This window comes from Micromonospora sp. DH14, from assembly GCF_029809455.1.
GTDB classification, from domain to species: Bacteria; Actinomycetota; Actinomycetes; order Mycobacteriales; family Micromonosporaceae; genus Micromonospora; species Micromonospora parva.
In genome coordinates this window covers 17,814-40,859 of record NZ_JARVKT010000015.1, presented here as the reverse complement: position 1 = coordinate 40,859, position 23,046 = coordinate 17,814, and the positions used below count along the sequence as shown (strand labels likewise).

Annotated in this window: 27 protein-coding genes; 14 read left to right on the top strand and 13 right to left on the bottom strand. The window is 70.7% G+C overall.

Annotated elements, in window-relative coordinates:
* Positions 1-2 precede the first annotated feature (2 nt).
* From QCZ28_RS20225 to QCZ28_RS20215, 3 genes are all read left to right on the top strand, one after another.
* Positions 3-545 carry an NUDIX domain-containing protein gene (locus QCZ28_RS20225; RefSeq protein ID WP_030337736.1) on the top strand — a complete coding sequence of 181 codons (543 nt, stop codon included), beginning with the start codon at positions 3-5 and terminating at the stop codon, positions 543-545.
* Complete coding sequence (locus tag QCZ28_RS20220) at positions 542-1,411, top strand: sugar phosphate nucleotidyltransferase (RefSeq protein ID WP_279518122.1); 870 nt, start codon at positions 542-544, stop codon at positions 1,409-1,411. Before QCZ28_RS20225 ends, QCZ28_RS20220 begins: the two co-directional genes overlap by 4 nt.
* Positions 1,412-1,490: 79 nt before the next feature.
* Positions 1,491-1,778: an Lrp/AsnC ligand binding domain-containing protein gene (locus tag QCZ28_RS20215; RefSeq protein ID WP_238680081.1), complete on the top strand. Its 288-nt coding sequence runs from the start codon at positions 1,491-1,493 to the stop codon at positions 1,776-1,778.
* Between the two features lie 105 nt (positions 1,779-1,883).
* On the opposite strand, the gene QCZ28_RS20210 is transcribed toward QCZ28_RS20215, so the two are convergent.
* The 5 genes from QCZ28_RS20210 to QCZ28_RS20190 all read right to left on the bottom strand — a co-directional run bounded on the left by QCZ28_RS20210 (position 1,884) and on the right by QCZ28_RS20190 (position 7,055).
* Positions 1,884-2,573, bottom strand: coding sequence for a DUF4142 domain-containing protein (locus QCZ28_RS20210; RefSeq protein ID WP_279518121.1), 690 nt, complete (start codon positions 2,571-2,573; stop codon positions 1,884-1,886).
* A 194-nt stretch (positions 2,574-2,767) separates the two neighbouring features.
* On the bottom strand, positions 2,768-4,399 hold the full coding sequence (locus QCZ28_RS20205; RefSeq protein ID WP_279518120.1) for a ubiquinol-cytochrome c reductase cytochrome b subunit: 1,632 nt from the start codon (positions 4,397-4,399) through the stop codon (positions 2,768-2,770).
* Positions 4,396-5,484: a Rieske 2Fe-2S domain-containing protein gene (locus tag QCZ28_RS20200; RefSeq protein WP_279518119.1), complete on the bottom strand. Its 1,089-nt coding sequence runs from the start codon at positions 5,482-5,484 to the stop codon at positions 4,396-4,398. Before QCZ28_RS20200 ends, QCZ28_RS20205 begins: the two co-directional genes overlap by 4 nt.
* Before the next feature lie 64 nt (positions 5,485-5,548).
* Positions 5,549-6,385, bottom strand: coding sequence for a cytochrome c (locus QCZ28_RS20195; protein WP_279518118.1), 837 nt, complete (start codon positions 6,383-6,385; stop codon positions 5,549-5,551).
* Positions 6,386-6,455: 70 nt separating this feature from the next.
* Positions 6,456-7,055 (bottom strand): heme-copper oxidase subunit III, encoded by a 600-nt coding sequence (locus QCZ28_RS20190; RefSeq protein WP_030337743.1) that lies wholly within the window; start codon positions 7,053-7,055, stop codon positions 6,456-6,458.
* A 99-nt stretch (positions 7,056-7,154) separates the two neighbouring features.
* On the opposite strand from QCZ28_RS20190, the gene QCZ28_RS20185 reads away from it, so the two are divergent.
* From QCZ28_RS20185 to QCZ28_RS20170, 4 genes are all read left to right on the top strand, one after another.
* On the top strand, positions 7,155-8,084 hold the full coding sequence (locus QCZ28_RS20185) for a cytochrome c oxidase assembly protein (RefSeq protein WP_279518204.1): 930 nt from the start codon (positions 7,155-7,157) through the stop codon (positions 8,082-8,084).
* Between the two features lie 182 nt (positions 8,085-8,266).
* A complete protein-coding gene (locus tag QCZ28_RS20180; protein ID WP_279518117.1) occupies positions 8,267-8,662 on the top strand; it encodes a hypothetical protein in 396 nt (131 codons plus the stop codon).
* 91 nt (positions 8,663-8,753) lie between these two features.
* Complete coding sequence (gene trpD, locus QCZ28_RS20175; RefSeq protein WP_279518116.1) at positions 8,754-9,797, top strand: anthranilate phosphoribosyltransferase; 1,044 nt, start codon at positions 8,754-8,756, stop codon at positions 9,795-9,797.
* Positions 9,798-10,143: 346 nt separating this feature from the next.
* Entirely contained in the window at positions 10,144-10,347 is a 204-nt protein-coding gene (locus QCZ28_RS20170; protein WP_279518115.1) for a hypothetical protein, read from the top strand.
* 184 nt (positions 10,348-10,531) lie between these two features.
* Here the strand turns inward: QCZ28_RS20170 and QCZ28_RS20165 are convergent, their stop codons facing one another.
* A complete protein-coding gene (locus tag QCZ28_RS20165) occupies positions 10,532-10,957 on the bottom strand; it encodes a cytochrome c oxidase subunit 4 (protein WP_279518114.1) in 426 nt (141 codons plus the stop codon).
* A gap of 9 nt (positions 10,958-10,966) precedes the next feature.
* Complete coding sequence (coxB, locus tag QCZ28_RS20160; RefSeq protein WP_279518113.1) at positions 10,967-11,938, bottom strand: cytochrome c oxidase subunit II; 972 nt, start codon at positions 11,936-11,938, stop codon at positions 10,967-10,969.
* Between the two features lie 289 nt (positions 11,939-12,227).
* Here coxB and QCZ28_RS20155 point away from each other — a divergent pair, with 289 nt between their 5' ends.
* Both QCZ28_RS20155 and QCZ28_RS20150 read left to right on the top strand, forming a co-directional pair.
* Positions 12,228-13,379, top strand: coding sequence for an aminotransferase class V-fold PLP-dependent enzyme (locus QCZ28_RS20155; protein ID WP_279518112.1), 1,152 nt, complete (start codon positions 12,228-12,230; stop codon positions 13,377-13,379).
* Complete coding sequence (locus QCZ28_RS20150; RefSeq protein WP_279518111.1) at positions 13,376-13,609, top strand: sulfurtransferase TusA family protein; 234 nt, start codon at positions 13,376-13,378, stop codon at positions 13,607-13,609. Before QCZ28_RS20155 ends, QCZ28_RS20150 begins: the two co-directional genes overlap by 4 nt.
* A 36-nt stretch (positions 13,610-13,645) precedes the next feature.
* On the opposite strand, the gene QCZ28_RS20145 is transcribed toward QCZ28_RS20150, so the two are convergent.
* Positions 13,646-13,933, bottom strand: a complete 288-nt coding sequence (locus QCZ28_RS20145; protein ID WP_279518110.1) for a hypothetical protein — start codon at positions 13,931-13,933, stop codon at positions 13,646-13,648.
* 102 nt (positions 13,934-14,035) lie between these two features.
* Here QCZ28_RS20145 and QCZ28_RS20140 point away from each other — a divergent pair, with 102 nt between their 5' ends.
* Positions 14,036-14,884 (top strand): helix-turn-helix transcriptional regulator, encoded by an 849-nt coding sequence (locus tag QCZ28_RS20140; RefSeq protein ID WP_279518109.1) that lies wholly within the window; start codon positions 14,036-14,038, stop codon positions 14,882-14,884.
* Positions 14,885-14,898: 14 nt separating this feature from the next.
* On the top strand, positions 14,899-15,108 hold the full coding sequence (locus QCZ28_RS20135; protein ID WP_279518108.1) for a DUF397 domain-containing protein: 210 nt from the start codon (positions 14,899-14,901) through the stop codon (positions 15,106-15,108).
* A gap of 42 nt (positions 15,109-15,150) precedes the next feature.
* Here QCZ28_RS20135 and QCZ28_RS20130 read toward each other — a convergent pair whose 3' ends face one another.
* The 5 genes from QCZ28_RS20130 to QCZ28_RS20110 all read right to left on the bottom strand — a co-directional run bounded on the left by QCZ28_RS20130 (position 15,151) and on the right by QCZ28_RS20110 (position 19,478).
* A complete protein-coding gene (locus tag QCZ28_RS20130) occupies positions 15,151-15,504 on the bottom strand; it encodes a hypothetical protein (protein WP_279518107.1) in 354 nt (117 codons plus the stop codon).
* Positions 15,505-15,819: 315 nt separating this feature from the next.
* The gene (locus tag QCZ28_RS20125) at positions 15,820-16,620 is read right to left on the bottom strand and encodes an inositol monophosphatase (protein WP_279518106.1); all 801 of its coding nucleotides are present in this window, start codon (positions 16,618-16,620) and stop codon (positions 15,820-15,822) included.
* Entirely contained in the window at positions 16,617-17,600 is a 984-nt protein-coding gene (locus QCZ28_RS20120; protein WP_279518105.1) for a carbohydrate kinase family protein, read from the bottom strand. The genes QCZ28_RS20125 and QCZ28_RS20120 overlap by 4 nt, the downstream gene beginning before the upstream one ends.
* A 200-nt stretch (positions 17,601-17,800) precedes the next feature.
* Positions 17,801-18,169 carry an iron-sulfur cluster insertion protein ErpA gene (gene erpA, locus QCZ28_RS20115; RefSeq protein WP_007463211.1) on the bottom strand — a complete coding sequence of 123 codons (369 nt, stop codon included), beginning with the start codon at positions 18,167-18,169 and terminating at the stop codon, positions 17,801-17,803.
* 169 nt (positions 18,170-18,338) lie between these two features.
* Positions 18,339-19,478 carry a glycerate kinase gene (locus tag QCZ28_RS20110; RefSeq protein WP_279518104.1) on the bottom strand — a complete coding sequence of 380 codons (1,140 nt, stop codon included), beginning with the start codon at positions 19,476-19,478 and terminating at the stop codon, positions 18,339-18,341.
* Positions 19,479-19,546: 68 nt separating this feature from the next.
* Here QCZ28_RS20110 and nadA point away from each other — a divergent pair, with 68 nt between their 5' ends.
* The 3 genes from nadA to QCZ28_RS20095 all read left to right on the top strand — a co-directional run bounded on the left by nadA (position 19,547) and on the right by QCZ28_RS20095 (position 22,982).
* A complete protein-coding gene (nadA, locus tag QCZ28_RS20105; RefSeq protein WP_279518103.1) occupies positions 19,547-20,746 on the top strand; it encodes a quinolinate synthase NadA in 1,200 nt (399 codons plus the stop codon).
* A 212-nt stretch (positions 20,747-20,958) separates the two neighbouring features.
* Complete coding sequence (gene murA, locus QCZ28_RS20100; RefSeq protein WP_030337972.1) at positions 20,959-22,314, top strand: UDP-N-acetylglucosamine 1-carboxyvinyltransferase; 1,356 nt, start codon at positions 20,959-20,961, stop codon at positions 22,312-22,314.
* Positions 22,315-22,388: 74 nt separating this feature from the next.
* The gene (locus tag QCZ28_RS20095; RefSeq protein ID WP_030337973.1) at positions 22,389-22,982 is read left to right on the top strand and encodes a DUF3043 domain-containing protein; all 594 of its coding nucleotides are present in this window, start codon (positions 22,389-22,391) and stop codon (positions 22,980-22,982) included.
* The last annotated feature ends 64 nt before the right edge of the window (positions 22,983-23,046 follow it).

The following is a 23,046-nucleotide window of genomic DNA, read 5'->3' as shown; positions in this document are numbered from 1 at the left end:
TCATGATCCCCCGCTCCCGCGCCACCGGTCGGGCCCTCTTCTACCAGGCCTTCTACCGGCTGCCGCTGCCGGTGCGCCGGCGTCTGGTCCGGCTGGCGGTGCCCAAGTACGTCGTCGGCGCGGTGACCCTGGTCCGTGACTCCGAAGCGACGGGCGCGGGTCGGCTGCTCATGCTGCGCCAGCCGCCCGGCAAGGCGTGGTCCCTCCCCGCCGGCCTGCTCGACCGGGGCGAGGCCCCGGTGGTCGGCGCGGCCCGTGAGCTGTTCGAGGAGTCCGGCATCCGGCTTCCGCCGTCCCGGCTGCGCCCGGCGGTGCCGAACGCGATCGTGCACGCCAAGGGCTGGGTGGACATGGTCTTCGAGGCCGACGTGCCGGCGTCCAGCACCGACCTGACCGTCGACGGGGCGGAGGTCTTCGAGGCCGCCTGGCACCCCCTGGACGACCTGCCCAAGCTGACCTGGCCGACGGCCCGGCTGCTCGCCTACTACGACATCGGGCCGCTGGCCGGGAAGTTCCCGCCACCGGTGCCCGACGACACCCCGTGACCGGCGCGGCCGGTGTGCCGGCGCAGCTGTGCGCGGTGGTGCTCGCCGCCGGCGAGGGCACCCGGCTGCGTCCCCTGACCGAACGGGTGCCCAAGGCGCTCTGCCCGGTGGGCAACGTACCCCTGCTGGATCGGGCGTTGGGGCGGTTGGCCGGCCTCGGCCTGACCGGTCCCGACCGGGTCGCCGTGAACGCCTGCTACCTCGGCGAGCAGGTGGTGGAGCACGTCGGTGACCGGGCCCACCTGTCGGTGGAGCCGGGCGATCCGCTGGGCACCGCGGGCGGGGTGGCCAGGCTGCGGGACTGGATCGACGGGCGGCCGGTGCTGGTCGGAAACGCCGACGCGTACCTCGCCGACCCGAGCGCTCCCCCGGGCCCGGACGTGGCCGCCCTGCTCGACGGCTGGGACGGGCACACCGTACGCCTGCTCGGCCAGCCCGCCGCGGACCCGGCGGCGCCGGGCACCTTCGCCGGGCACTGCTTCACCGGCTTCTCGCTGCTGCCCTGGCGTCTGGTCCGGGACCTGCCGGTCGTCTTCTCGGACCTGGTCCGCGCCGTGTGGCGGCCGGCGGAGGCGGCGGGCGCCCTGGCGGTGGTGCCCTATCCGGGCACGTTCTTCGACACCGGCACCCCGGTCGACTACCTGGCGGCCAACCTGCACGCCGCGGCCGGCGGCGCACTCGTCGCGGAGTCCGCGACGGTGACCGGCCGCTGCGTGGAGTCCGTGGTCGGCGCTGGCGCGCGGGTGGACGGCGACGTGTCCCGCACTGTGGTGTGGCCGGGCGCGACAGTACGCACCGGTGAGCGGCTCGAGAACGTGATCCGGGCCGGGAGCGACCTGACGGTGCCCTGCGCCGCCCAGGGCTGAGCGCGCCCGGCTCCCGCCTCCGGTTGCGGGCCGGAACATCTAGCATGGGCGACGACGCCGACGAACGGAGAAATGCCCCGTGATCACCGCGATCGTGCTGATCGACTGCGCCACCGATGCGATCCCCGAGGTGGCGGAGAACCTGGCCAACCTTCCCGGTGTCAGCGAGGTCTACTCGGTGGCCGGGCACGTCGACCTCATCGCCATCGTCCGGGTCCGCGAGTTCGACCAGATCGCCCAGGTCATCGCGGGCAGCATCTCCAAGGTCGAGGGTGTGCTCAACACCGAGTCGCACATCGCCTTCCGGGCGTACTCCCAGCACGACCTGGAGGAGGCGTTCGCGATCGGCCTGGCCAGCGCCGACTGACCCGCTCGCCGCTACCGGGCCCGCGCCGGCCCCACGGCGGCGGGTAGCGCGCACAGGGCGGCCGGCCCACCCCGCTGGGTGGACCGGCCGTCTGCTGTGGCTACGTCAGCTCTCGCTGGGAGCCGGTACCTCGGTGGAGCCACCGCCCGGAGCCGGCGACTCGGTGCCGCCGCCCGGAGCCGGCGACTCGGTGGTGCCGCCGCCCGGAGCGGGCGACTCGGTGCCGGTGCCGCCCGGGCTGGGCGTACCGCTGGCGCTGGTCTGCGGAACCGGGATGCCCAACTTGTTGGCGAGCGCCACCAACTCGTCGTAGTGCGTCTGCAGCGTCGGAAGCGCCGTCTGCGCCAACTGGACCACCGACGGCTCGGAGCCCTGCGAGATCTCCGTCTGGGTGGCCTGGATGGCCTGGACGTGGCCGGCCAGCTCACTGGTCACCCAGAGCCGGTCGAACTCCGCGCCGCTGGCGTTGTTCAGCTTGTCGATGACCGCCTGCTGGTCGGCGTTGGGCTCGTTCGGCAGTTCCACGCCGAGCTGCGACGCGGTCTGCTGCACCGTCTGGTCCAGCTGGGTGTGGTCGGTCTTCAGCATCGCGCCCAGGTCCTTGACCCCCTGGTCCTTGCCCTTCTGCTGGGCGAGGTCACCAGCGGTGATCTCGAACAGGTTGACCTGGTGTACCGCCTGCAGGTACTGGGTGTCCTGCGTCGACGGCTGTGCCGCGGCCTGCGCGGCCGCGGCCGGCGCGACACCGACCAGTACCAGCGCGGCCAACAGGCCGAGGCGTTTGATACCCAACATGCTTCCCCCCTTGAGACGTTGGACCGCACGGATACCCGGCTCACCGGGGTTATTCCTGCGATCCCCCGGGCGCGCGGGGTCGACCGGTCCTACCGTGCCCGTCCGACTCCTGGTCGGATGGGCGCGGAGGGTGCGGATACGACGTGGCGCCCGCCGGAATCCGGCGGGCGCCACGTAACGGTGCGACTGGGCGGTCAGTGGCGGCTCTCGCCGCTGCCGACCTCCTCGCGCTCGGGCCGGGGCTCGACCGGCGGGTGCCCCGGTGAGACCGGCGCCTCGACCGGCTTCTCGATCGGGTAGAAGAAGCCCCGGATGGCCGGGCCGAGGGCCCCCAGCCGGTTCATCTTCTTCGGTACGACCCAGCCGACGTAGTCGAGCTGGCCGTGGCCGTCGGCGTGCCCGTTGGCCGCGCTGAGCGGCTGGTGCACCTCGACGAACCGGCCGTCCGGCAGGCGCCGGATGATGCCGGTCTCCACGCCGTGCGCGAGCACCTCCCGGTCGTGCTGCTGCAGACCCAGGCAGAGCCGGTAGGTGACGTAGTACGCCAGCGGCGGGGCGACCAGCAGGCCGATCCGGCCGGCCCAGGTCATCGCGTTCAAACTGATCTGGAACTTGTCCGCGATCACGTCGTTGGCGCCGGAGAGCGTCAGCACGATGTAGAACGCGACGGCCATGGCGCCGACGGCGGTCCGGGCCGGGGCGTCCCGGGGACGCTCGAGCAGGTTGTGGCTCTTGCGGTCCTTGAGCTGCCGGGCTTCCAGGAACGGGTACATCGTCGACAGGCCCACCAGGATGCCGGGTAGCACCACCGTCGGCCAGAACAGCGGCGGGATGACGTACCCGTCGCCGATCGGGATGTTGATCTCCCAGGCCGGCATGAGTCGGGTCGAGCCGTCGAGGAACATGACGTACCAGTCGGGCTGGCTGGCGGCCGAGACCACCCACGCCTCGTACGGGCCGAACAGCCAGATCGGGTTGATCTGGAACAGACCGCCCATCAGCGCGATGACGCCGAAGACGACCATGAAGAAGCCGCCCTGCTTCAACGCGTACCGCGGGAACATCCGCTCGCCGACCACGTTGTTGTTGGTCCGGCCGGGGCCGGGCCACTGGGTGTGCTTCTGCTTGAAGACCAGGCCCAGGTGGACGCTGATCAGCGCGACCAGCAGACCCGGGATGAGCAGCACGTGGGCGATGAAGAACCGGCTGATGATGATCGTGCCCGGGAACTCGCCACCGAAGATCGACGAGGTGACCCAGGAGCCGATCACCGGGATGGACAGCATGATCGCCGAGGCGATCCGCAGGCCGGTGCCGGAGAGGCCGTCGTCCGGCAGCGAGTAGCCGGTGAAGCCGGCGAGGAAGCCGACCCAGAACAGCAGCGAACCGATGATCCAGTTGGTCTCACGCGGCTTGCGGAACGCGCCGGTGAAGAAGACCCGCAGCATGTGCACGACGATCGCGGCCATGAACAGCAGCGCCGCCCAGTGGTGCATCTGCCGCATCACCAGACCGCCCCGGACATCGAACGAGATGTCCAGGCTGGAGGCGTACGCGGCGGACATCGGGGTGCCCTGCAACGGCGCGTAGCTGCCGTCGTAGACCACCTCGGTCATCGCCGGCTCGAAGAAGAAGGTGAGGAACACACCGGTCAGCAGCAGCACGACGAACGAGAACAGCGCGATCTCGCCGAGCAGGAAGGACCAGTGGTCCGGGAAGACCTTGTTCAGCAGCTTGCGCAGCGGGGTGGCCACCGCGAAGCGGTCGTCCACTCCCACCGCTGCCTTGCCCGGCGTCGCCGCAAGGTCAAACTTTCGACGCTTCATGGCCGCTCCCAGAAATCAGGCCCGACGGTCTCGGTGTAGTCGGACTTCGCCACGAAGAAGCCCTCGGAGTCCACCTCGATCGGCAGCTGCGGCAGCCGCCGGCTGGCGGGGCCGAAGACGGGCCGGGCGTTGTCGGTGATCAGGAACTGGGACTGGTGGCACGGGCAGAGCAGCCGGTTGGTCTGCTGCTCGTACAGGCTGGCCGGGCATCCCGCGTGCGTGCAGATCTTGGAGAATGCCGCGTAGTTGCCCCACATGTAGTCACCGTGGCCGATCCGCTCGTTGGCCCGGCGCGACTCCTGCGCGTCCGAGTCGCGGAGGTGGATCAACAGCGTCGGCGAGTCGGCGTGCTTGTTGCTCACGCCGTGGTCGATGCCGGGGAAGACGGTCAGCTGACCACCGGTGCTGATGTCCGCCGGGCGGATCGGCCGGCCGTCCTCGCGGACCAGGCGGATCCGCTGGCCGCCCTCGGCCGTGGCGAACCCGGTGGTGAACATCTGGTTGTTCTTGTGCGGCTGCGAGATCAGACCGCCGACCAGCGGCGCCGCGGCGACCGCGGCGACCGGCGCGAGACCGGCCAGCAGCGAGATACCGAGCAGCGGGCGGCGCTTCACGCCCAGCTCGTCCGCCATGTAGAGCATGGTCTGGCCGGTGATGGTGCGGCCTTCCTCGTCGACCTGGCCCTCGTGCCGGTCCTGGATCGAGACCTCCTTGGGCAGCAACTTCTTGCCCCAGGTCAGGATGCCGAAGCCGACGGCGAGCAGCGCCACGCCGAGGGTGAAGCCAAGCAGCGGGGTGTAGAACTTGTCGCCGCCCCGGCCGGCCTCGTACTGCCACGGCCACCAGATGTAGATGGCCAGGAAGGCGGTCGCGGCCAGGCCGGTGATCAGGAAGAAGCCGGCGACCACCCGGGTCAGCCGACGCTCCGCCTTGGTGCCCGGCAGCACCTGCGGCTCGTAGTGGACGATCTCGATGTCGTCCCGGCGCGCACCCTCACGAACGATGTCGAACCGGGTCAGCTTGGGGTCGTTCACGTCGAGCGGCGCCGGGCCCTGCGCGGCCTGGTGCTCGGTGTGGGGGCTCATGCCGTCACCTCGCTACGGGTGGCGCCGAGCGGCACCACAGCACTGAATCGGATGGCCTGCTCGGTCACGACTTACCCGCAATCCACAGGCTAGCGAAGACGAGCGCCACGATGCCAACCAGGAAGATCGCCAAGCCCTCGGTGGACGGGCCGTACCGTCCGAGGTTGAACCCACCCGGGTCCTGGTCGTGCTTCAGCGTCTCCTGGATGTAGGCGATGATGTCGGCCTTCTGCTCCGGCCGGAGCTGGTTGTCGCCGAACACCGGCATGTTCTGCGGGCCACTCAGCATCGCCGCGTAGATCTGGCGGTCGGTCGCGGGGTGCAGGCTCGGGGCGAACTTGCCCGAGGAGAGCGCACCGCCGCCGCCACCGAACGCGTGGCACTGCGAGCAGTTGATCCGGAACAGCTCACCGCCGGCCGCGACGTTGCCGTCCTCGCGGAGGTCGTCGCCCTCGGGAACGACCGGGCCGCCACCCAGCTCCTGGATGTACTGGGCCAGCTGGCGGGTCTGCTCGTCGGTGAAGACCGGAGGCTTGCGGTGCGCCTGGGCCTCCTGGCGGGCCATCGGCATCCGCCCGGAGCTGACCTGGAACTCGACCGATGCCGCGCCGACGCCGATCAGGCTCGGCCCGCGGCCCTCGACGCCCTGGGCGTTGCGGCCGTGGCAGGTCACGCAGCTCACGTCGAACAACGCCTTGCCCTCGGCGGCGGCGCCGGTCAGCTGCGGGTTGTCCTGCGCCTGGGCACCCGGGGCGAAGACGGTGTATGCGCCGCCGGCGAGCATCAGCGCGGCGATCAGCCGGACCGCGGCGCCCAGCCGGCGGCGGCCCCTGCTGCGCGCGGCGGGCCGCTCACGCAACCGCGCGAGCAGACCGCGTCGGCGGTCGTTGTCAGAAGTCATGAGCGGTGTCCTTAACCGGTTGGACCTGTCTCAGGGGACGGAGCAGCAGCGCGGAATGTGACGCGCAAGATCACTGGAGCCAGTAGATCATGGCGTACAGCCCGATCCACACGACGTCGACGAAGTGCCAGTAGTACGACACGACGATCGCCGACGTCGCCTGCGCCGGAGTGAACCGGCCCATGGTCGTACGGACCATGAAGATGACGAAGGCGATCAGACCACCGGTCACGTGCAGGCCGTGGAAGCCGGTGGTCAGGTAGAACACCGATCCGTACCCGTCTTCGTTGATCTTGATGCCGTCGGCGACCAGGTGCCGGTACTCGTTCAGCTGGCCGAGGACGAAGATCAGGCCCATCACGAAGGTGACGGTGAACCAGCGCCGCAGCGCGTGCACGTCACCCTTCTCCGCCGCGAAGACGCCGAGCTGGCACGTCACCGAGGACAGCACCAGGATCACCGTGAAGGTGGTCGCGTACGGGATGTTCAGCGCCTCGGTGTGCTTCTCCCACTGCTCCGGCGCAGCCGCGCGGATCGAGAAGTACATCGCGAACAGCGCCGCGAAGAACATGAGTTCACTGGAGAGCCACACGATCGTCCCGACGCTGACCATGTTCGGTCGGGTCAGAGAGTGGATCCGGCTCTTGTCAATGGCTGGGGCCGCAGTCACGCCGTCATTATTGCCCCTGACCGGGGCCGGCGATCAGCGGGGTGGCAAACCTGCGCCTTCCGTGGCCCCAGCGTCGGGGTCCGGTTCGCCTGGCCTAGCCTGAAAAGCGTGCTGCACGTCGATCCGATCTTCGCCGCCACCTCGGCCCCGCCGCCGTTCACCGTCGGCGCGGTGCTGAGCGAGACCCGCCTGGACAGCTGGCTGGCCCTCGGCCTGGTGCTCGCCGCCGGCCTGTACCTCTACGGGGTGTACCGGCTGCGCCTGCGCGGCGACCGCTGGCCGGTCATCCGAACCGTGTTCTTCCTCGGCCCCGGACTGGGCGGCATCGCGCTCGTCACGGTCAGCGGGCTGCACGCGTACGACACCGCGCTGCTGTCCGTGCACATGATCCAGCACATGGTGCTGTCCATGGTGGCGCCGATCTTCCTGGCGTTGGGCGCGCCGATGACCCTGGCCCTGCGGACCCTGCCGGTCGGGCCGCGCAAGCGCCTGCTCGCGATCGTGCACAGCCGCGTCGCCCGGGTCTACAGCTTCCCGCTGGTGGCGTTCGCCATCTTCGTGGTCAACCCGTTCGTGCTCTACTTCAGTGATCTGTACCGCTACACCCTGGAACACGCCTGGGCACACGAACTGGTGCACGCGCACTTCATCATGACCGGCTGCGTGTTCTTCTGGCCGCTGCTCGGCCTCGACCCGCTGCCCGGCCGCTGGCCGTACCCGGCGCGCGCCCTGCTGATGCTGCTCTCCGTGCCGTTCCACACCGTGCTCGGCCTCACCATCATGCAGAGCAGCACGCTCTTCGGCGGCGACTGGTACCCATCGCTCAACCTGGGCTGGGTCGACCCCTGGCAGGACCAGGTGGTCGCCGGCGGCATCCTCTGGGCCGGTGGCGAGTTCGTCAGTGTGACCATGCTCGCCGTGCTGGTGGTGCAGTGGGTCAAGCAGTCCGAGCGGGAGGCCCGCCGGGTGGACCGCGAGCTGGACCGCCAGGAGGCCCGCGACCGCGCCGCCGACGCCGCGCCCGCCTGAGCTGCCCGGACGTACGCCCCGACGGGTGCCGCCGGGCGGGATGTCGGCTACATCACGCCGCCCGGTACGATCTCCGGGCAGCTACGAGGTGGGAGTGCCGACATGAGTGAGCGCAGCGAACGAATCATTAAGCTCAGTGTGATGGTGCCTCATGACGGCGCGGAGCGAAGCGGAGCGTCGGCATGAGTGATCGTCTTTGCACCGTCTTGCTCTACAGCGACGACCCGCAGGTCCGCGACCGCATGCGGGTGGCCGTCGGCACCCGACCCGCGCCCGGTCTGCAGATCGAGTTCGTCGACGCGTCGACCTACGCGGAGACCATCCGGCTGGTCGACGACTACGAGATCGACCTGCTGCTGCTCGACGGTGAGGCGAGCCCGGGCGGCGGCATCGGCATCGCCCGACAGGTCAAGGACGACCGGGACGACGCTCCCCCGACCTGCCTGGTGATCGCCCGCTCCGCCGACCGATGGCTCGCCGCGTACGCCGAGGCCGACGCGGTGCTGGTGCACCCGCTCGACCCGGTGACCACCGGGGGCACGGTGGCCGAGCTGCTGCGGACACACGCACCCGCCTGACGTCCCACGCTCCTCCGGCACCCCCACGGCGCCGGAACTCCTCGGCGCCGGTTCCAGCCCACCCGCACTTCGCATGCTCGGGAGGCCCGCCATGGGCGATCGGACCTGGCCGCACCTGCTCAACGCACTGCTGCGCGGCAACGAACTCTCCACCGCCGACACCGCCTGGGCGATGGACGAGATCATGACCGGCTCGGCCAGCGCGGCGCAGATCGCCGCCTTCGCCGTCGCGCTGCGGGCCAAGGGCGAGACTCCCGCGGAGCTGGCCGGCCTGGTGGAGGCGATGCTGGGCCGAGCCGTCCCGGTGACGCTCCCCGACGAGCTGCGCCGCACCGCGCTCGACGTGGTCGGCACCGGCGGTGACCTCGCCCACACTGTCAACATCTCCACGATGACGGCCCTGGTGGTCGCCGGCGCTGGCGTCCGTGTCGTCAAGCATGGCAACCGGGCTGCCTCCTCTCTGTGCGGCACCGCCGACCTGCTGGAGTTCCTCGGCATCCCCCTGGATCTCGGCCCGGAGCAGGTCGCCCGCTGTGTCGAGGAGGCCGGGATCGGGTTCTGCTTCGCGGCCCGGTTCCACCCGGGGATGCGCCACGCCGGCCCGGTCCGCCGCGAGGTGGGCGTCCCCACCTTCTTCAACTTCCTCGGCCCGCTGACCAACCCGGCCCGCCCCCGGGCCGGCGCGGTCGGCTGCTTCGACCTGCGGATGGCCCCGGTGATGGCCAGCGTGTTCGCGGCCCGTGGCGACTCGGCGATCGTGATGCGCGGCGAGGACGGCCTGGACGAGTTCAGCACCGCCGCGCCGACCCGGGTCTGGGCGGCCCAGGGCGGCACCGTACGCGAGGCCGTGCTGGACGCGACGGACCTCGGGGTACCCCGGTCCACCCTGGCGGACCTGCGCGGCGGTGACGCCACGTACAACGCGGGCGTGGCCCGTCGTCTGCTGGCCGGTGAGACGGGTCCGGTCCGGGACGCGGTCCTGGTCAACGCGGCTGCGGCGCTGGCCACCCAGGGCCCGCTGGACGGCGACCTGACCGAGGCGCTGCGCGCCGGTCTGGCCCGCGCGGCCGAGTCGATCGACTCCGGCGCGGCCGCCGCGACCCTGGATCGCTGGATCGCGATCGCCACCGCCTGACCTGTCGGCACCTGACCTGTCGGTGCCTGCCCCGTCGGTGCCTGCCCCGTCGGTGCCTGCCCCGTTGGTGCCTGGCCCGTCAGCGCCTGACCCGTATGCGCCGTCTTCGGGCGGGCTCCGGGGTGTGATCGACTCGGGTTCCTTGAATCCGCGGTGTCCCCGGAGCCCGGACACCCCGATTTCAAGGAAGTCGAGTGGATCACACCCGGCGGCCGACGAGTGGGCGACGGTGCGCGGGGATTTGTCGGACCCGTCTGGGAAACTACAGCTGAGTAGTTCTCTGCCGCCGTCGGTGCGTCGCTGTCGCATCCGGGCGGGCCGGCCTGGTGATCGAGAGGAGACGCCCGTGTCGCACCGCGAGCTCTACTGCGACGTCTGCGAGGGCGTGGCGCTGTTCGAGGCCCCGCCCTGCGTCGACGGCCACGGCACCGACTGTCCAGAGCTGATCTGCACCGAGTGCGGCGCCGCCGTGGTCGTCGGCGCGATCGCCTTCCCGGTCACCCGACTGACCGTCCGCCACCGCCAGCCCGCCCACCGCCGAGCCGCCTGACCGCCCCCGGCGCGCCACCTGACGGCCAGCGTCACGCCGCCCGACCTGCCGACCGGCCCGGTCCGGCGCCCGCCGCCTGACCGCCAGCGCCGCTCGACCGGGGTCGAGCATGACCGAAGGCCCGCTCCCCCACCGGGGAACGGGCCTTCGTCGTGCGGGGCGGTCGCGGTGGCGACCGGATGGATCAGTGCTCGGCGGTACGCCGGGTGCCGCTGTAGTACTCGAACAGCAGCCCACAGGCGGCGAAGACAACGGCCACCAGGCCGGCGCCGATCAGCCAGTACTGCCAGAACACCAGGCCGAGCGCGGCGATCGCGGCGGCCAGCGCCAGACCGAACGGCCAGTAGCTGCCCGGGCTGAAGAAGCCGACCTCGCCAGCGCCGTCAGCGATCTCGGCGTCCGGACGGTCTTCCGGGCGCAGGTCGATCCGGCGGGAGACGAACCAGAAGAAGCCACCGCACATCGAGCACAGCAGGAACGACAGCAGCAGGGCCACGGTTCCGACCCACTCGATGCCGCCCGACTGCCCGTTCGTCCAGGCGCCGTAGAGGATGGTGGCACCGAAGAGGAAACCGGCGATGATCAGGAAGATACGCCACTCGGTCTTCATGCCGCTGCCTCAGCTTCCGGTGCGGGCCGGAACTTTGTCCGGGTTGAAGTTGTCCTGCGTCCGCCGCGTGTCGAACGGATCCGTGGTCACCGCGTACGGCTGCTCACCGATCGCGGACAGCGCGTCCTGGGTGGACTTGCCGCTCTGCTTGGCCGCGAGGAACTGGTCGTACTTCTCCGGCGACACCACCCGCAGCTCGAAGTTCATGAACGCGTGGTAGCTGCCGCACAGCTCGGCGCAGCGTCCGACGTAGGCGCCCTCGGCTTCCAGACTGGAGACCTCGAACACGTTGCGGATCTTGCCCGGCATGACGTCCCGCTTGAAGAGCAGCTCCGGCACCCAGAACGAGTGGATGACGTCGCGGCTGGTCTCCTCGAACCGGATGGACCGGTTGGTCGGCAGCACCAGCACCGGGATGACCTCACTGGTGCCGAGCGTCGACGCGGTGGTCTTGGCGTCCGTGCCCTGCCCGTCGCGGTAGTTGAACTGCCAGTTCCACTTGAACGCGACGACCTCGACCGTGACGTCCGGGTTCTTCGACAGCTTGTCCACGTCGGTCTGCACGATCGCCGTGTAGTAGAAGAGCACGGAGACGATCAGAATCGGCGCGATGGTGTAGAGGAACTCCATCGGCATGTTGTAGCGGGTCTGCACCGGCAGCGCGTTGCCACGCTTGCGGTAGCGCACGACACACCAGAAGATCAGACCCCACACGAAGACACCGACCGCGAGGGCGGCGATGCAGGAGGCGATCCACAGGTCGTACATCCGCCGCGACTCGGCCGAGATGCCCCCCTGCGGCCAGCCGAAGCCGTCGAACGCCGCTCCAACGTCACAGCCCGTGAGCAGGACCAGCAGCGCGACGCCACTGAGACCGAGCCCGGCCAGCCGACCAGCACCGCGCCGCCGGCGCCCACCGGCCCCTGGGGAAGCGCTGTGCCGTACGGCCGACGGCCGTACCTCCGAACTCCTTGCGACCACCTGGTCCTGCCTCCCTAGCGCGCCGCGGTGCGTCTTTCCTCGGCACCGACGGCAAAGGCGTCACCGACGGTCGCAGATTACTCGACCATGACGGACTCGGCCGTGGTGGGGTCACTGTCCGCCCCCCATCGGGGGGAACCTAGGCATACCGCCGCGATACCGTCGGGGCTGTGAGCGCGAGGAGTGAGCCGGGGTTGCGAGCCCCGCAGCCGCGAACGAAGACGGACCTGTGAGCGCGAGGAGTGAGCCGGGGTTGCGAGCCCCGCAGCCGCGAACGAAAGGTGGCACCGTGAGCGCATCCCCGGTCTACCTGGACGCGGCGACCGCCGCGCCGATGCATCCGGTCGCGCGGCAGGCGTTGCTGGCCGCGCTCGACGACGGCTGGGCCGACCCGGGCAAGCTGTACTCGCAGGCCCGCCGGGCCCGGCAACTGCTCGACGCCGCCCGCGAGGCCACCGCGTCGACGCTCGGCGTCCGCGCCGATGAGGTGTCCTTCACCCCCAGCGGTACGACCGCAGCTCACGGCGCGGTGCTCGGGGGCCTGGCGGGGCGGCGTCGGGTCGGGTCGACGCTGGTGCACTCGGCGATCGAGCACTCGGCGGTGCTGCACGCCGCGGAGCGGCACGTCGGCGCGGGCGGGACCGCCAGCGCGGTGCCGGTCGACCGGTCGGGCCGGCTGGACCTGACCGCGTGGTCGTCCGCCGTCCGGGCCCCGGGGGTCGCGCTGGCCGCGTTGATCACCGCCAGTCACGAGGTGGGGACCGTGCAACCGGTCGCGGAGGCGGCGGCGGCGTGCGCCGACGCGGGGGTGCCGCTGTACGTGGACGCGGCGCAGTCGGTGGGTCGCGTGCCGGTGCCGGCCGGCTGGTCGGTGCTCACGGCGAGCGCCCACAAGTGGGGCGGGCCACCCGGGGTGGGGGTGCTGGCGGTCCGCAAGGGCACCCGCTGGGAGTCACCCTGGCCGGCGGACGAGCGGGAGAGCGGACGTACCCCCGGGGTGGTGAACCTGCCCGCGGTCGTAGCGGCGGCGGCGAGCCTGCGGGCGGCGGCGGCCGACGCGGCTGCCGAGGCGACCCGGCTGGCGCCGCTGGTGGACCGGATCCGGGAGCGGGTCGCGGCGGAGGTGCCCGACGTGGAGGTGGTCGGCGACCCGGTGCTCCGACTCCCCCACCTGGTGACCTTCTCCTGCCTGTACGTCGACGGCGAGGCGCTGCTGCACGCCCTGGACCGGCGGGGTTTCGCCGTGTCGTCGGGGTCGTCGTGCACCTCGTCCACGCTGCGGCCGTCGCACGTGCTGGAGGCGATGGGGGTGCTCTCGCACGGCAACGTGCGGGTCAGCCTGCACCGGGAGACGACCGAGGCGGACGTGGAGCGGTTCCTGACCGAGTTGCCGGGCATCGTCGCCGGGTTGCGCGCGGAGGCCGGGGTGGTGGGGCTGTGACGATGCCGGACGAGGTGATCGACTGCCGGGGTCAACGCTGTCCGCTGCCGGTGATCGCGGCGGCGCGACGCATGCCCGAGGTGCCGGTGGGCGCGGTGGTGAGGGTGCTCGCCGACGACCCGGCCGCGGCGGTGGACATCCCCGCCTGGTGCCGGATGCGCGGCCAGGAGTTCCTCGGCGCCATCACCGGCCCCGAAGGCCCCGCCTACGACATCCGCCGCGCCCACTAGCGGGCAGAGCCAGGACTTACTCGTCTAGCCCAAGGGTCATTCGTCGATCCAGATCAGCCTCAGTCGACGGCCCGACCGGGCAAAGAGCCGCACCGCGCTGTCCGGGCTCCGGAACCTCCCGGTGTACGCCTGCTCGTCATCGCAGAGCAGGGCGCTGTCCTCGAATGCGAGACCCCACGCGAAGACCCGTCCGTCTATCCGGTCCCCGTGCTCCTCAGAGATCGCGAAGCGCCGGGGTGCGAAGGCGTTGACCAGCTCGACCAGCATCAGGTGAAACTCTTCCTGCGTGCCGAGCGGTGCGGTAACCGGATCGAGCATGGACACCTCCAACTAGGTTGTAGCTATACATATAGCCGTCCACCTTGCGCGATGGAAGAGGAGACGGCAAAATGGCCCGCACCGGAGAATTCACTGGAGGCGAGCCCGATGGGACCACGGACCGACCCCTCGGCCCTGCGCTGGCTGATCGGCGCCGAACTCGGCCGCTACCGACGCGAGGCGACGATGACGCTCGCCGAACTGGCCGGCAGAACCGGCATCGGCAAGCCGAAGCTCGGCCACATGGAGACCGGGCGCTACCAGCAGTTCCCGGAGGACATCGCGACCGTGCTCCGGGCCTGCGGAGCGGATCAGCCCGCGATCGACCGACTCACCACGCTCGCCACCCGGTCGGACGCCAAGACCTGGTGGGCACCGTGGGCCGCAGTGATGCCCGACTGGTTCAAGACGTACGTGGGCTTGGAGGGGCTGGCCGACGGGGCGTTCGTCTTCGAATCCATGGTCATCCCCGGTCTGCTCCAGACCGAGGACTATGCCGAGGCGCTCACCCTCGGCACCGGGTTCGTCCGCCCGGACCACGCCGAGCGATTCGTGTCGTTCCGGCAGACGCGGGCCCGACGACTCACTGACGACGACCCGCTGGTCCTGCACGCGGTCATCGGCGAGGCGGCCCTGCGGCTACGGGTCAACGGTGACGAGACCCGTCGAGCCCAGCTCGCACACCTGATCATCATGTCCGAGTTGCCGAACGTGACCGTGCAGGTGCTCCGCCCCGAGGACGGGCCACACGCCGCTGGCGCGATCGGCAAGTTCGTCCTGCTGGACTTCATTCACGTCCGGCCGATCGCCTACACCGAGGTGCTCGACGGGGCAATGTACGTGCAGGATCCGGACGGCGTGCGCACCTATAACATGGTGGCAGACAACCTGCGCCAGGTCGCCCTCTCGCCCGCCGAATCGCGCGCGTTGATCAGGGAGCTGGCCGGCGCGGCCTAGCCCCGGAGGCCACCGTGTCCACCCCCGAACTCGCCACCGCCCGCTGGTTCGTCAGCAGCCGCAGCACCAACAACGGCGACTGCGTGGAGTGCGCCGTCCTGCCCGGGCAGATGGCGGTGCGAGACAGCAAGGACCGATCGGGTCCCGTGCTCGTCTTCCCCACGTACCAATGGTCAGCCTTCATCGCCGCGACCACAGCCGGTGGGGTCGGGGCGTCCCGCTAGAACCACCCCGCACCCTCTGTCGCTCGGCCTGCCGCTTCCAGCTCAGGCAGCGTCGCGCCCCAGCCGGTGGGCCTCGGTGGTGTGCACCGCCCGCCGAAGGACAGTCAAGTGCTGCTCCAGCGCCTCGGCCTGGTGCCACACCCGACGCTGCTCAAGCCTCAGCCGCTCCATGGCGTCTTCGAGGTCCGCGCCGGAAAGCTCCAGGTCGTAGACCAGTTCCAGCTCGTCCTCGGCGCCGTCCGGCAGATCCTCGACAAGGGCGATCACTTCTCGTACCGCGCCGTCGAGCGCGGACAGGTTGTCAGCGAAGGTGTGCGCCTCAGGTAGACCATCAACATCGGCCAACCACTTGTCAGCCTCGGAGGTAACGCGAACCCGGTAAATTCGACTGCTCACCCCAACCACCCCTTTCCAAACAACGGTGCCATGTCCCGCTCGATCGCCCTCAACGTGCCGATCGGGAGATCCCCACCGTGCTGTGGCACCACCGTGCGCACAGTCACTTTCGAGTCCTCCAGTTCGGCGGATGCCTGGAACATGCGGTGCGATCCCCGCTGCCGAACCTGCCAGCCACCGAGGCGCTCGATTCGTTGTATGACCTCCCGCGCCCTCACGAGGCTAATCGTCATCCGCACACGCGCGCCGGTCAACGTTCCCGCGCCGTGGGCGACTGTTGACCGACGCCGATCTGATTACGGAAGGGTTCGAGACCTATGCCGGCAGGGCAGCGGTCAGGATCTGCAGTGCGCGGGTGTGCAGGGCGGCGCTGCGGGCGAAGAGGGCCGGGCCGGGCATGGGCCGCAGTTGACCATCGAGGCCACTGAACCGCCCGCCGGCCTCCTCAACGATCAGTGACGTTGCCGCGTAATCCCAGACCTGCCCTCGTACCTGAACGGTGAGGTCCAATTGCCCACGAGCGACGAGCAGCGCGGCGTGGATGCCCCACGGAGCAGTCGTGGCCACCGCCGTCAGCGGCGCGATCAACTCACGTTCGGCTTGGGAGAGTTCGGCATCGGTGGGAATTACGCCCAGCCGGCTCCCCGCCAGGCCGTCCTGATCCGGCTGAGGGACGGATATCCGCCGTTCCCCGGTCAGACCTGCACCGGAGATGTCGGCTTCGAAAGCCCCGGAGCCTCGCTGCGCCCACCATATTTTCCGCTGGGCAGGGACAACGGCCACCCCGACAACAATCTCGCCAGCCTCTTCCAACGCAAGGAGGACCAACCACCGGTCATCACCGTCGACGAAGAGCGCGGTGCCATCGATCGGGTCGACGATCCAGCGACGACTGCCCCCGCCGGTCTGCCCGGCTTCCTCGCCAAGAATGGCGTCGTCTGGTCGGGCATCGCTCAACACCTCCCGGACGGCAGCCTCAACCGCGCGGTCGGCCTCAGTAACGACGCTGCCGTCCGACTTCAGCTCCCGGGGAAGCTCAGCGAGGGCCGCGAAGTACCGAAGGCCGACCGCAGCGCCGGCGAGCGCAGCGCGGCGAGCAAGCAGGAGGTCAATCACGGGAGCGGCAGGAGGTGGGGGCGTACCTCGTCGGCGGCGGCGTCGCCGTAGGACTCGGCGAGGCGCTTGACGAACAGGTCGCGGCGGACGTCGTACTCCTGGGTGCCGACGGTTTCCAGGACCAGCGTGGCCAGGAGCGAGCCGACCTGGGCGGCGCGTTCCAGGCCAACACCCCAGGAGAGCGCGGTGAAGAAGCCGGCCCGGAAGCCGTCACCGACGCCGGTCGGGTCGACCGCCCGGATCTCCCGCGCGATCGGTACGTGGATCGGGTCGATGCCGCGCCCGGCGATCTCCACACCGTGCTTGCCGAGCGTGGTGACCCGCACCTTGACCAGGTCCAGCAGTTGGTCGTCGCTCAGCTGCGCCTTGCTCTGCAGCAGCGACTTCTCGTAGTCGTTGGTCATCAGGTACTCGGCGCCCTCGATCAGCGCCACCACGTCCTCGCCGCCCATCCGGGCGAGCTGCTGCGACGGGTCGGCGGCGAAGGCGTACCCGCGGGTGCGGCACTCGGCCGAGTGCCGCAGCATCGCCTCGGGGTCGTTGGCGCCGACCAGCACCAGATCCAGGCCGTCGAGCCGTTCCGCGACCGGGGCCAGCTCGATGTTGCGGGCCTCGCTCATCGCACCGGCGTAGAACGACGCGATCTGGCACATGTCGGTGTCGGTGGTGCAGACGAAGCGGGCGGTGTGCGCCACCTCGCTGACGTGCACCGAGTCGCAGTCCACGCCGTGGCGCTCCAGCCAGGAGCGGTAGTCGGCGAAGTCGGCGCCGACCGCGCCGAGCAGCACCGGGCGCAGGCCGAGCTGGCCCATCCCGAAGGCGATGTTCGCCGCCACGCCGCCGCGGCGGAGCACCAGGTCGTCCACCAGGAAGGAGAGGGACACCTTGTGCAGCTGATCGGCGATGAGCTGGTCGGCGAAGCGACCGGGGAAACTCATCAGGTGATCGGTGGCGATCGAGCCGGTGACGGCGATCTTCATGTCAACCCTCGGGGTCGGGAGCAGGGCGCGGTCAGCCTACCGGCACGGCAACCCGGTGGTCGCCGCTCGGTCGGACAACGGCAACCAGCAGGCCACGGTCCCCTCCGGGACCGCTCCCAGACCGGTGCGACCCCCGACCGGTACGACGATGGGGCCGTTCCGGAGAACGGCCCCATCGTCGCTGGCGTGTGTGGTGTGACTCAGTTGAACGAGTCACCGCAGGCGCAGGAGTTGCCCGCGTTGGGGTTGTCGATGGTGAAGCCCTGGGCGTCGATCCGGTCGGCGAAGTCGATCGTCGCGCCGGAAAGGTACGGGGCGCTCATCCGGTCGACGACGACCTCGACACCACCGAAGTCGGTCACGACATCACCGTCGAGCGAACGCTCGTCGAAGAAAAGCTGGTACCGCAGGCCGGAGCAGCCGCCCGGCTGCACGGCGACGCGGAGCCGCAGGTCGTCGCGGCCCTCCTGCTCGATCAGGGCCTTGACCTTCTGCGCCGCGACGTCGGTGAGGACGACGGAAGTAGGGGCCTGGGCCTCGGTCGACTCGGTCTGCGCTGGCGTGGTCACGTGGAAGTCTCCCTGCGCGGTTTGGGTCCGGACGCACTGGCCAACGTCGCGCGCCGTCCAGTGATTCCCGGTTGTGGTCCTCCGCCGATCGTACGCCGCCCCGGCCGGGTGCACCCGCGTGGCGTGACGCCCGCCGCAGGTGGACCTACTCGTCAGGCGACCGGAGCGCTCAGCGGCTCCACTGCCGGGCCAGCCGGGCGCCCAGCTCGCGCAGCCCGTCCGCGGGCCGGCTCAGCGCGGCGTCGAGCCCGCCGCCCTCCTCGCCACCGAAGTGCTCGACCAGGCTGTACGCGTCGGTCACCCCGGCCGAGGCGGCCTCCCGCCGGCCGGTGCTCACCTGCCCGGCCACCACCACGCAGGGCACTCCCCGGTCGCGGGCGGCGCCGGCCACCCCGGCGACGACCTTGCCACGCAGCGACTGGTGGTCGAACGACCCCTCACCGGTGACCACCAGGTCGGCGGTGTCCAGTGCGGCGTCGAGGCGGGTGGCCCCGGTGACCAGGCCAATCCCCGACTCGCAGGTGCCGCCCAGGGCGAGCAGCGCCGCGCCGATCCCGCCGGCGGCCCCGCCTCCGGGCAGCGCGCCCAGCCCGGTCGGGCAACCGGCCAGGTCGCGCTCCAGCACCGCCGCGAAACGCTCCAGTGCCGCGTCGAGCAGCAGCACGTCACCGCGGTCGGCGCCCTTCTGCGGGCCGAACACGTTGCTGGCCCCGTGCAGGCCGAGCAGGGGGTTGTCCACGTCGGTGGCGGCGACCAGCCGGACGCCGCGCAGCCGGGGCGCGCCGTCCAGCGCGTCGACGGCGGCGAGCGCCGCCCCGCCGTACGGCAGCGCGGCACCGCCGGGGTCGAGCGGGGTCACACCCAGCGCGGCGAGCATTCCGGCGCCGGCGTCGTTGGTGCCGGAGCCGCCCAGCCCGATCACCACAGTGCGGGCGCCACTCTCCACCGCGGCGGCCACCAACAGACCCAGCCCGTACGAGGTGGTGGTCTTCGGGTCGCGTTCGGCTGCCGAGAGCAGGTGCAGCCCGCACGCCTGCGCGCTCTCCAGATAGGCGGTCGCGCCGTCGGCGGTGAGCAGGATCTCACCGGCCGCCGGACGGCCCAGCGGGTCGACGGTCGACACCGGCACCCGCCGACCGCCGAGGGCTTCGGCGAGCACCTCCACGAAACCCGGCCCGCCGTCGGCGAGCGGCCGGATCAGCAGATCGTCTCCGTCGGTGACGGTGCGCCAACCGTCGGCGACGGCGGCGGCCACCTCCGGTGCGGACAGGGTGCCGGCGAACTTGTCCGGGCAGAGCAGCACGCGCATGCCGTGCAGTGTGGCAGCCCACACCGAGCGAAGCTGCGTCGCGCCCGCGCTGTGGGAGCATGGGTTACGTGACTTCGACCTGGGTGGAACCCTCCAACACGGCGACGGCTCTGCTGCTGCTCGGCCGGGGCAGCGACCCCGACACCGAGCGCGGCGTCGAGTGTCCGGGCGACCTGCCGGCGCCCAGCGATCCGGATCTGGTGGCCCGGGCCACCGCCGCGAAGGCGAAGCTGGGCAGCAAGGTCTTCGTGCTGGGGCACCACTACCAGCGCGACGAGGTGATCCAGTTCGCCGACGTGACCGGCGACTCGTTCAAGCTGGCGCGGGAGGCCGCGGCCCGCCCGGACGCCGAGTACATCGTCTTCTGCGGCGTGCACTTCATGGCCGAGAGCGCCGACATCCTCACCACCGACAGCCAGCGGGTGATCCTGCCCGATCTGGCGGCGGGTTGCTCGATGGCGGACATGGCGGTCCTGGGCCAGGTGGAGGCCGCGTGGGACACGCTGACCGAGCTGGGCATCGCCGGTGACACCGTGCCGGTGACGTACATGAACTCGTCGGCCGACATCAAGGGTTTCGTGGGCCGCAACGGCGGGGTGGTCTGCACCTCGTCCAACGCCAAGCGCGCCCTGGACTGGGCCTTCGAGCAGGGGTCGAAGGTGCTCTTCCTGCCGGATCAGCACCTGGGCCGTAACACCGCGGTGCTGGAGATGGGCCTGTCGCTGGACGACTGCGTGCTCTACGACCCGCACAAGCCCGGTGGTGGGCTCACCCCGGAGCAGCTGCGCGACGCCAAGATGATCCTCTGGCGGGGGCACTGCTCGGTGCACGGCCGGTTCACGCTGGACAGCGTGAACGACGTGCGGGAGCGGGTGCCCGGGGTCAACGTCCTGGTCCACCCGGAGTGCCGGCACGAGGTGGTCACTGCCGCCGACTACGTCGGCTCCACCGAATACATCATCAAGACGATCGAGGCGGCTCCGGCGGGCTCGGCGTGGGCGCTCGGCACCGAGCTGAACCTGGTCCGCCGGCTCGCGTTGGCGCACCCGGACAAGCAGATCATGTTCCTGGACAAGGCCGTCTGCTACTGCTCGACGATGAACCGGATCGATCTGCCGCACCTGGTCTGGGCCCTGGAGGAGCTGGTCGCGGGCCGGGTCGTCAACCAGATCACGGTGGACGCCGAGACCGCGCACCACGCCCGGGTGGCGCTGGATCAGATGCTCGCCCTGCCCGGCGCGGACACTCCTCCGCCGGCGGTGTCCTGATCACGATCCGTAGCGTTCTTGGTACGCAAAAGTGCCGGATCACCGATTAATGCCACACACGCCGATGTGACCGAGTCCTTTTTCGTCACCGAGGGCTATGCTGCCCAAGCGACGACACACGCGGGCCGTTTCGATATGGCCGCATCCGGGGTAGCGACAACGTTCAGGCGCCCCACCATCAACACGGCAGCACCGACGCGCTGGAGGTTGCGTTGACCGACGACGTCCTGGTTGTGCACGGAGGCACTCCCCTCGAGGGGCGGATCCGCGTGCGCGGCGCGAAGAACCTGGTATCGAAGGCGATGGTCGCCGCGTTGCTCGGCGACAGCCCGAGTCGGCTGTTCGACGTGCCCAAGATCCGCGATGTCGAGGTGGTGCGAGGTCTGCTCGGCCTGCACGGCGTCAAGGTCACCGACGGCACCGAGGACGGCGAGCTGGTCTTCGACCCGGCGAACGTGGAGAGCGCCAGCACCGACCAGATCAACGTGCACGCCGGTTCCAGCCGGATTCCGATCCTGTTCTGCGGCCCGCTGCTGCACCGTCTCGGGCACGCGTTCATCCCGGATCTCGGCGGCTGCCACATCGGCCCGCGCCCGATCGACTTCCACCTCCAGGCACTGCGGGAGTTCGGCGCCACCGTCGACAAGCGGCCGGAGGGGTTGCACCTGTCCGCGCCGAACGGGCTGCACGGCACCAAGTTCGCGCTGCCGTACCCGAGCGTCGGCGCCACCGAGCAGGTGCTGCTGACCGCCGTGATGGCCGAGGGCGTCACCGAGCTGCGGAACGCCGCGGTGGAGCCGGAGATCATCGACCTGATCTGCATCCTGCAGAAGATGGGCGCGATCATCAAGGTCCACACCGACCGGGTGATCGAGATTCAGGGCGTGCCCAAGCTGCACGGCTACACCCACCGGCCGATCCCGGACCGGATCGAGGCGGCGAGCTGGGCGGCCGCCGCCCTGGCGACCCGTGGTCACGTCGAGGTGCTGGGCGCGCAGCAGGCCGACATGATGACCTTCCTGAACATCTTCCGTTCGGTCGGCGGCGAGTACGAGGTCACCGACGCCCGCGCGCCGAAGCTGGGCGACCCCGGCCAGGAGGGCGGCATCCGCTTCTGGCACCCCGGCGGTGAGCTGAACGCGGTGGCGCTGGAGACCGACGTGCACCCCGGCTTCATGACCGACTGGCAGCAGCCGCTGGTCGTGGCGCTGACACAGGCCCGCGGCCTGTCGATCGTCCACGAGACGGTCTACGAGCAGCGGCTCGGCTACACCGAGGCCCTCAACTCGATGGGTGCCAACATCCAGGTTTACCGGGACTGCCTCGGCGGCACCCCGTGCCGCTTCGGCCGGCGCAACTTCAAGCACTCCGCGGTGATCGCCGGGCCGAGCAAGCTGCACGCCGCCGACCTGGTCATCCCGGACCTGCGGGCCGGTTTCAGCCACCTGATCGCGGCGCTCGCGGCCGAGGGCACCTCCCGGGTGTACGGCGTCGACCTGATCAACCGGGGCTACGAGGACTTCGAGGCGAAGCTCGCCGACCTCGGCGCGCACGCCGAGCGTCCGTAGGTACCGACACACCCTCTTCACGCCCGGTGCACCGCGATGTGCACCGGGCGTGGACCGTTGGCTACCCTTGCCGCGTGCCGTCGCTCTTTCGCCGCAAGTCCACCGACCTCGTCGACGAGGCCGTCACCTCGGTGACCCCCGAGGAGACCGCCGAGCGTCCCCGGGGTTACACCCCGGCCAAGGGTCGGGAGACGCCCAAGCGGCCGACCGTCGGCCGCCGGCCGGCCGGTCCGAGCCGCCCCCTCACCAAGGAGGAGGAGCGGGAGCGTCGCCGCCAACTGCGCGCCGAGGCCGCGGCGGAGTTCCGCCGTGAGGGTGGCCCCCGTGACCGTGGCCCGGAGCGGCTGCTGGCCCGCAACGTGGTCGACTCCCGGCGTACCGTCGGCACCTGGTTCTTCGGCGGCGCGCTGATCGTGCTGATCGGGTCGAACGCGGCCATGCCGGCGCCGGTCCGGTTGATCTCCAACCTGCTCTGGGGCGCGCTGGCGCTGGGCGTGGTCATCGACTCGGTGCTGATCTGCCGCAAGATCAGCAAGCTGATCCGGGAGCGCTTCCCGAAGTCCGACCAGCGGATGGGCTCGCTCTACCTCTACGCGGTCATGCGGTCGATCACCTTCCGCCGGATGCGCGCTCCGGCACCCCAGGTCAAGCTGGGCGACAAGGTCTGACCCCGCCCTCAGCTCCGCGCGACATCGGCGAAACTGCCGCCTCAGACATCTTCGAGGCGGCAGT

Excerpts from the sequence above, each read along its gene's own strand:
- QCZ28_RS20225 (WP_030337736.1), top strand. The coding sequence starts at position 3 with ATGATCCCCCGCTCCCGCGCCACCGGTCGGGCCCTCTTCTACCAGGCC.
- QCZ28_RS20210 (WP_279518121.1), bottom strand. The coding sequence starts at position 2,573 with ATGTTGGGTATCAAACGCCTCGGCCTGTTGGCCGCGCTGGTACTGGTC.
- QCZ28_RS20205 (WP_279518120.1), bottom strand. The coding sequence starts at position 4,399 with ATGAAGCGTCGAAAGTTTGACCTTGCGGCGACGCCGGGCAAGGCAGCG.
- QCZ28_RS20200 (WP_279518119.1), bottom strand. The coding sequence starts at position 5,484 with ATGAGCCCCCACACCGAGCACCAGGCCGCGCAGGGCCCGGCGCCGCTC.
- QCZ28_RS20195 (WP_279518118.1), bottom strand. The coding sequence starts at position 6,385 with ATGACTTCTGACAACGACCGCCGACGCGGTCTGCTCGCGCGGTTGCGT.
- QCZ28_RS20180 (WP_279518117.1), top strand. The coding sequence starts at position 8,267 with ATGAGTGATCGTCTTTGCACCGTCTTGCTCTACAGCGACGACCCGCAG.
- trpD (WP_279518116.1), top strand. The coding sequence starts at position 8,754 with ATGGGCGATCGGACCTGGCCGCACCTGCTCAACGCACTGCTGCGCGGC.
- QCZ28_RS20165 (WP_279518114.1), bottom strand. The coding sequence starts at position 10,957 with ATGAAGACCGAGTGGCGTATCTTCCTGATCATCGCCGGTTTCCTCTTC.
- QCZ28_RS20140 (WP_279518109.1), top strand. The coding sequence starts at position 14,036 with ATGGGACCACGGACCGACCCCTCGGCCCTGCGCTGGCTGATCGGCGCC.
- QCZ28_RS20120 (WP_279518105.1), bottom strand. The coding sequence starts at position 17,600 with ATGAAGATCGCCGTCACCGGCTCGATCGCCACCGATCACCTGATGAGT.
- QCZ28_RS20110 (WP_279518104.1), bottom strand. The coding sequence starts at position 19,478 with ATGCGCGTGCTGCTCTGCCCGGACAAGTTCGCCGGCACCCTGTCCGCA.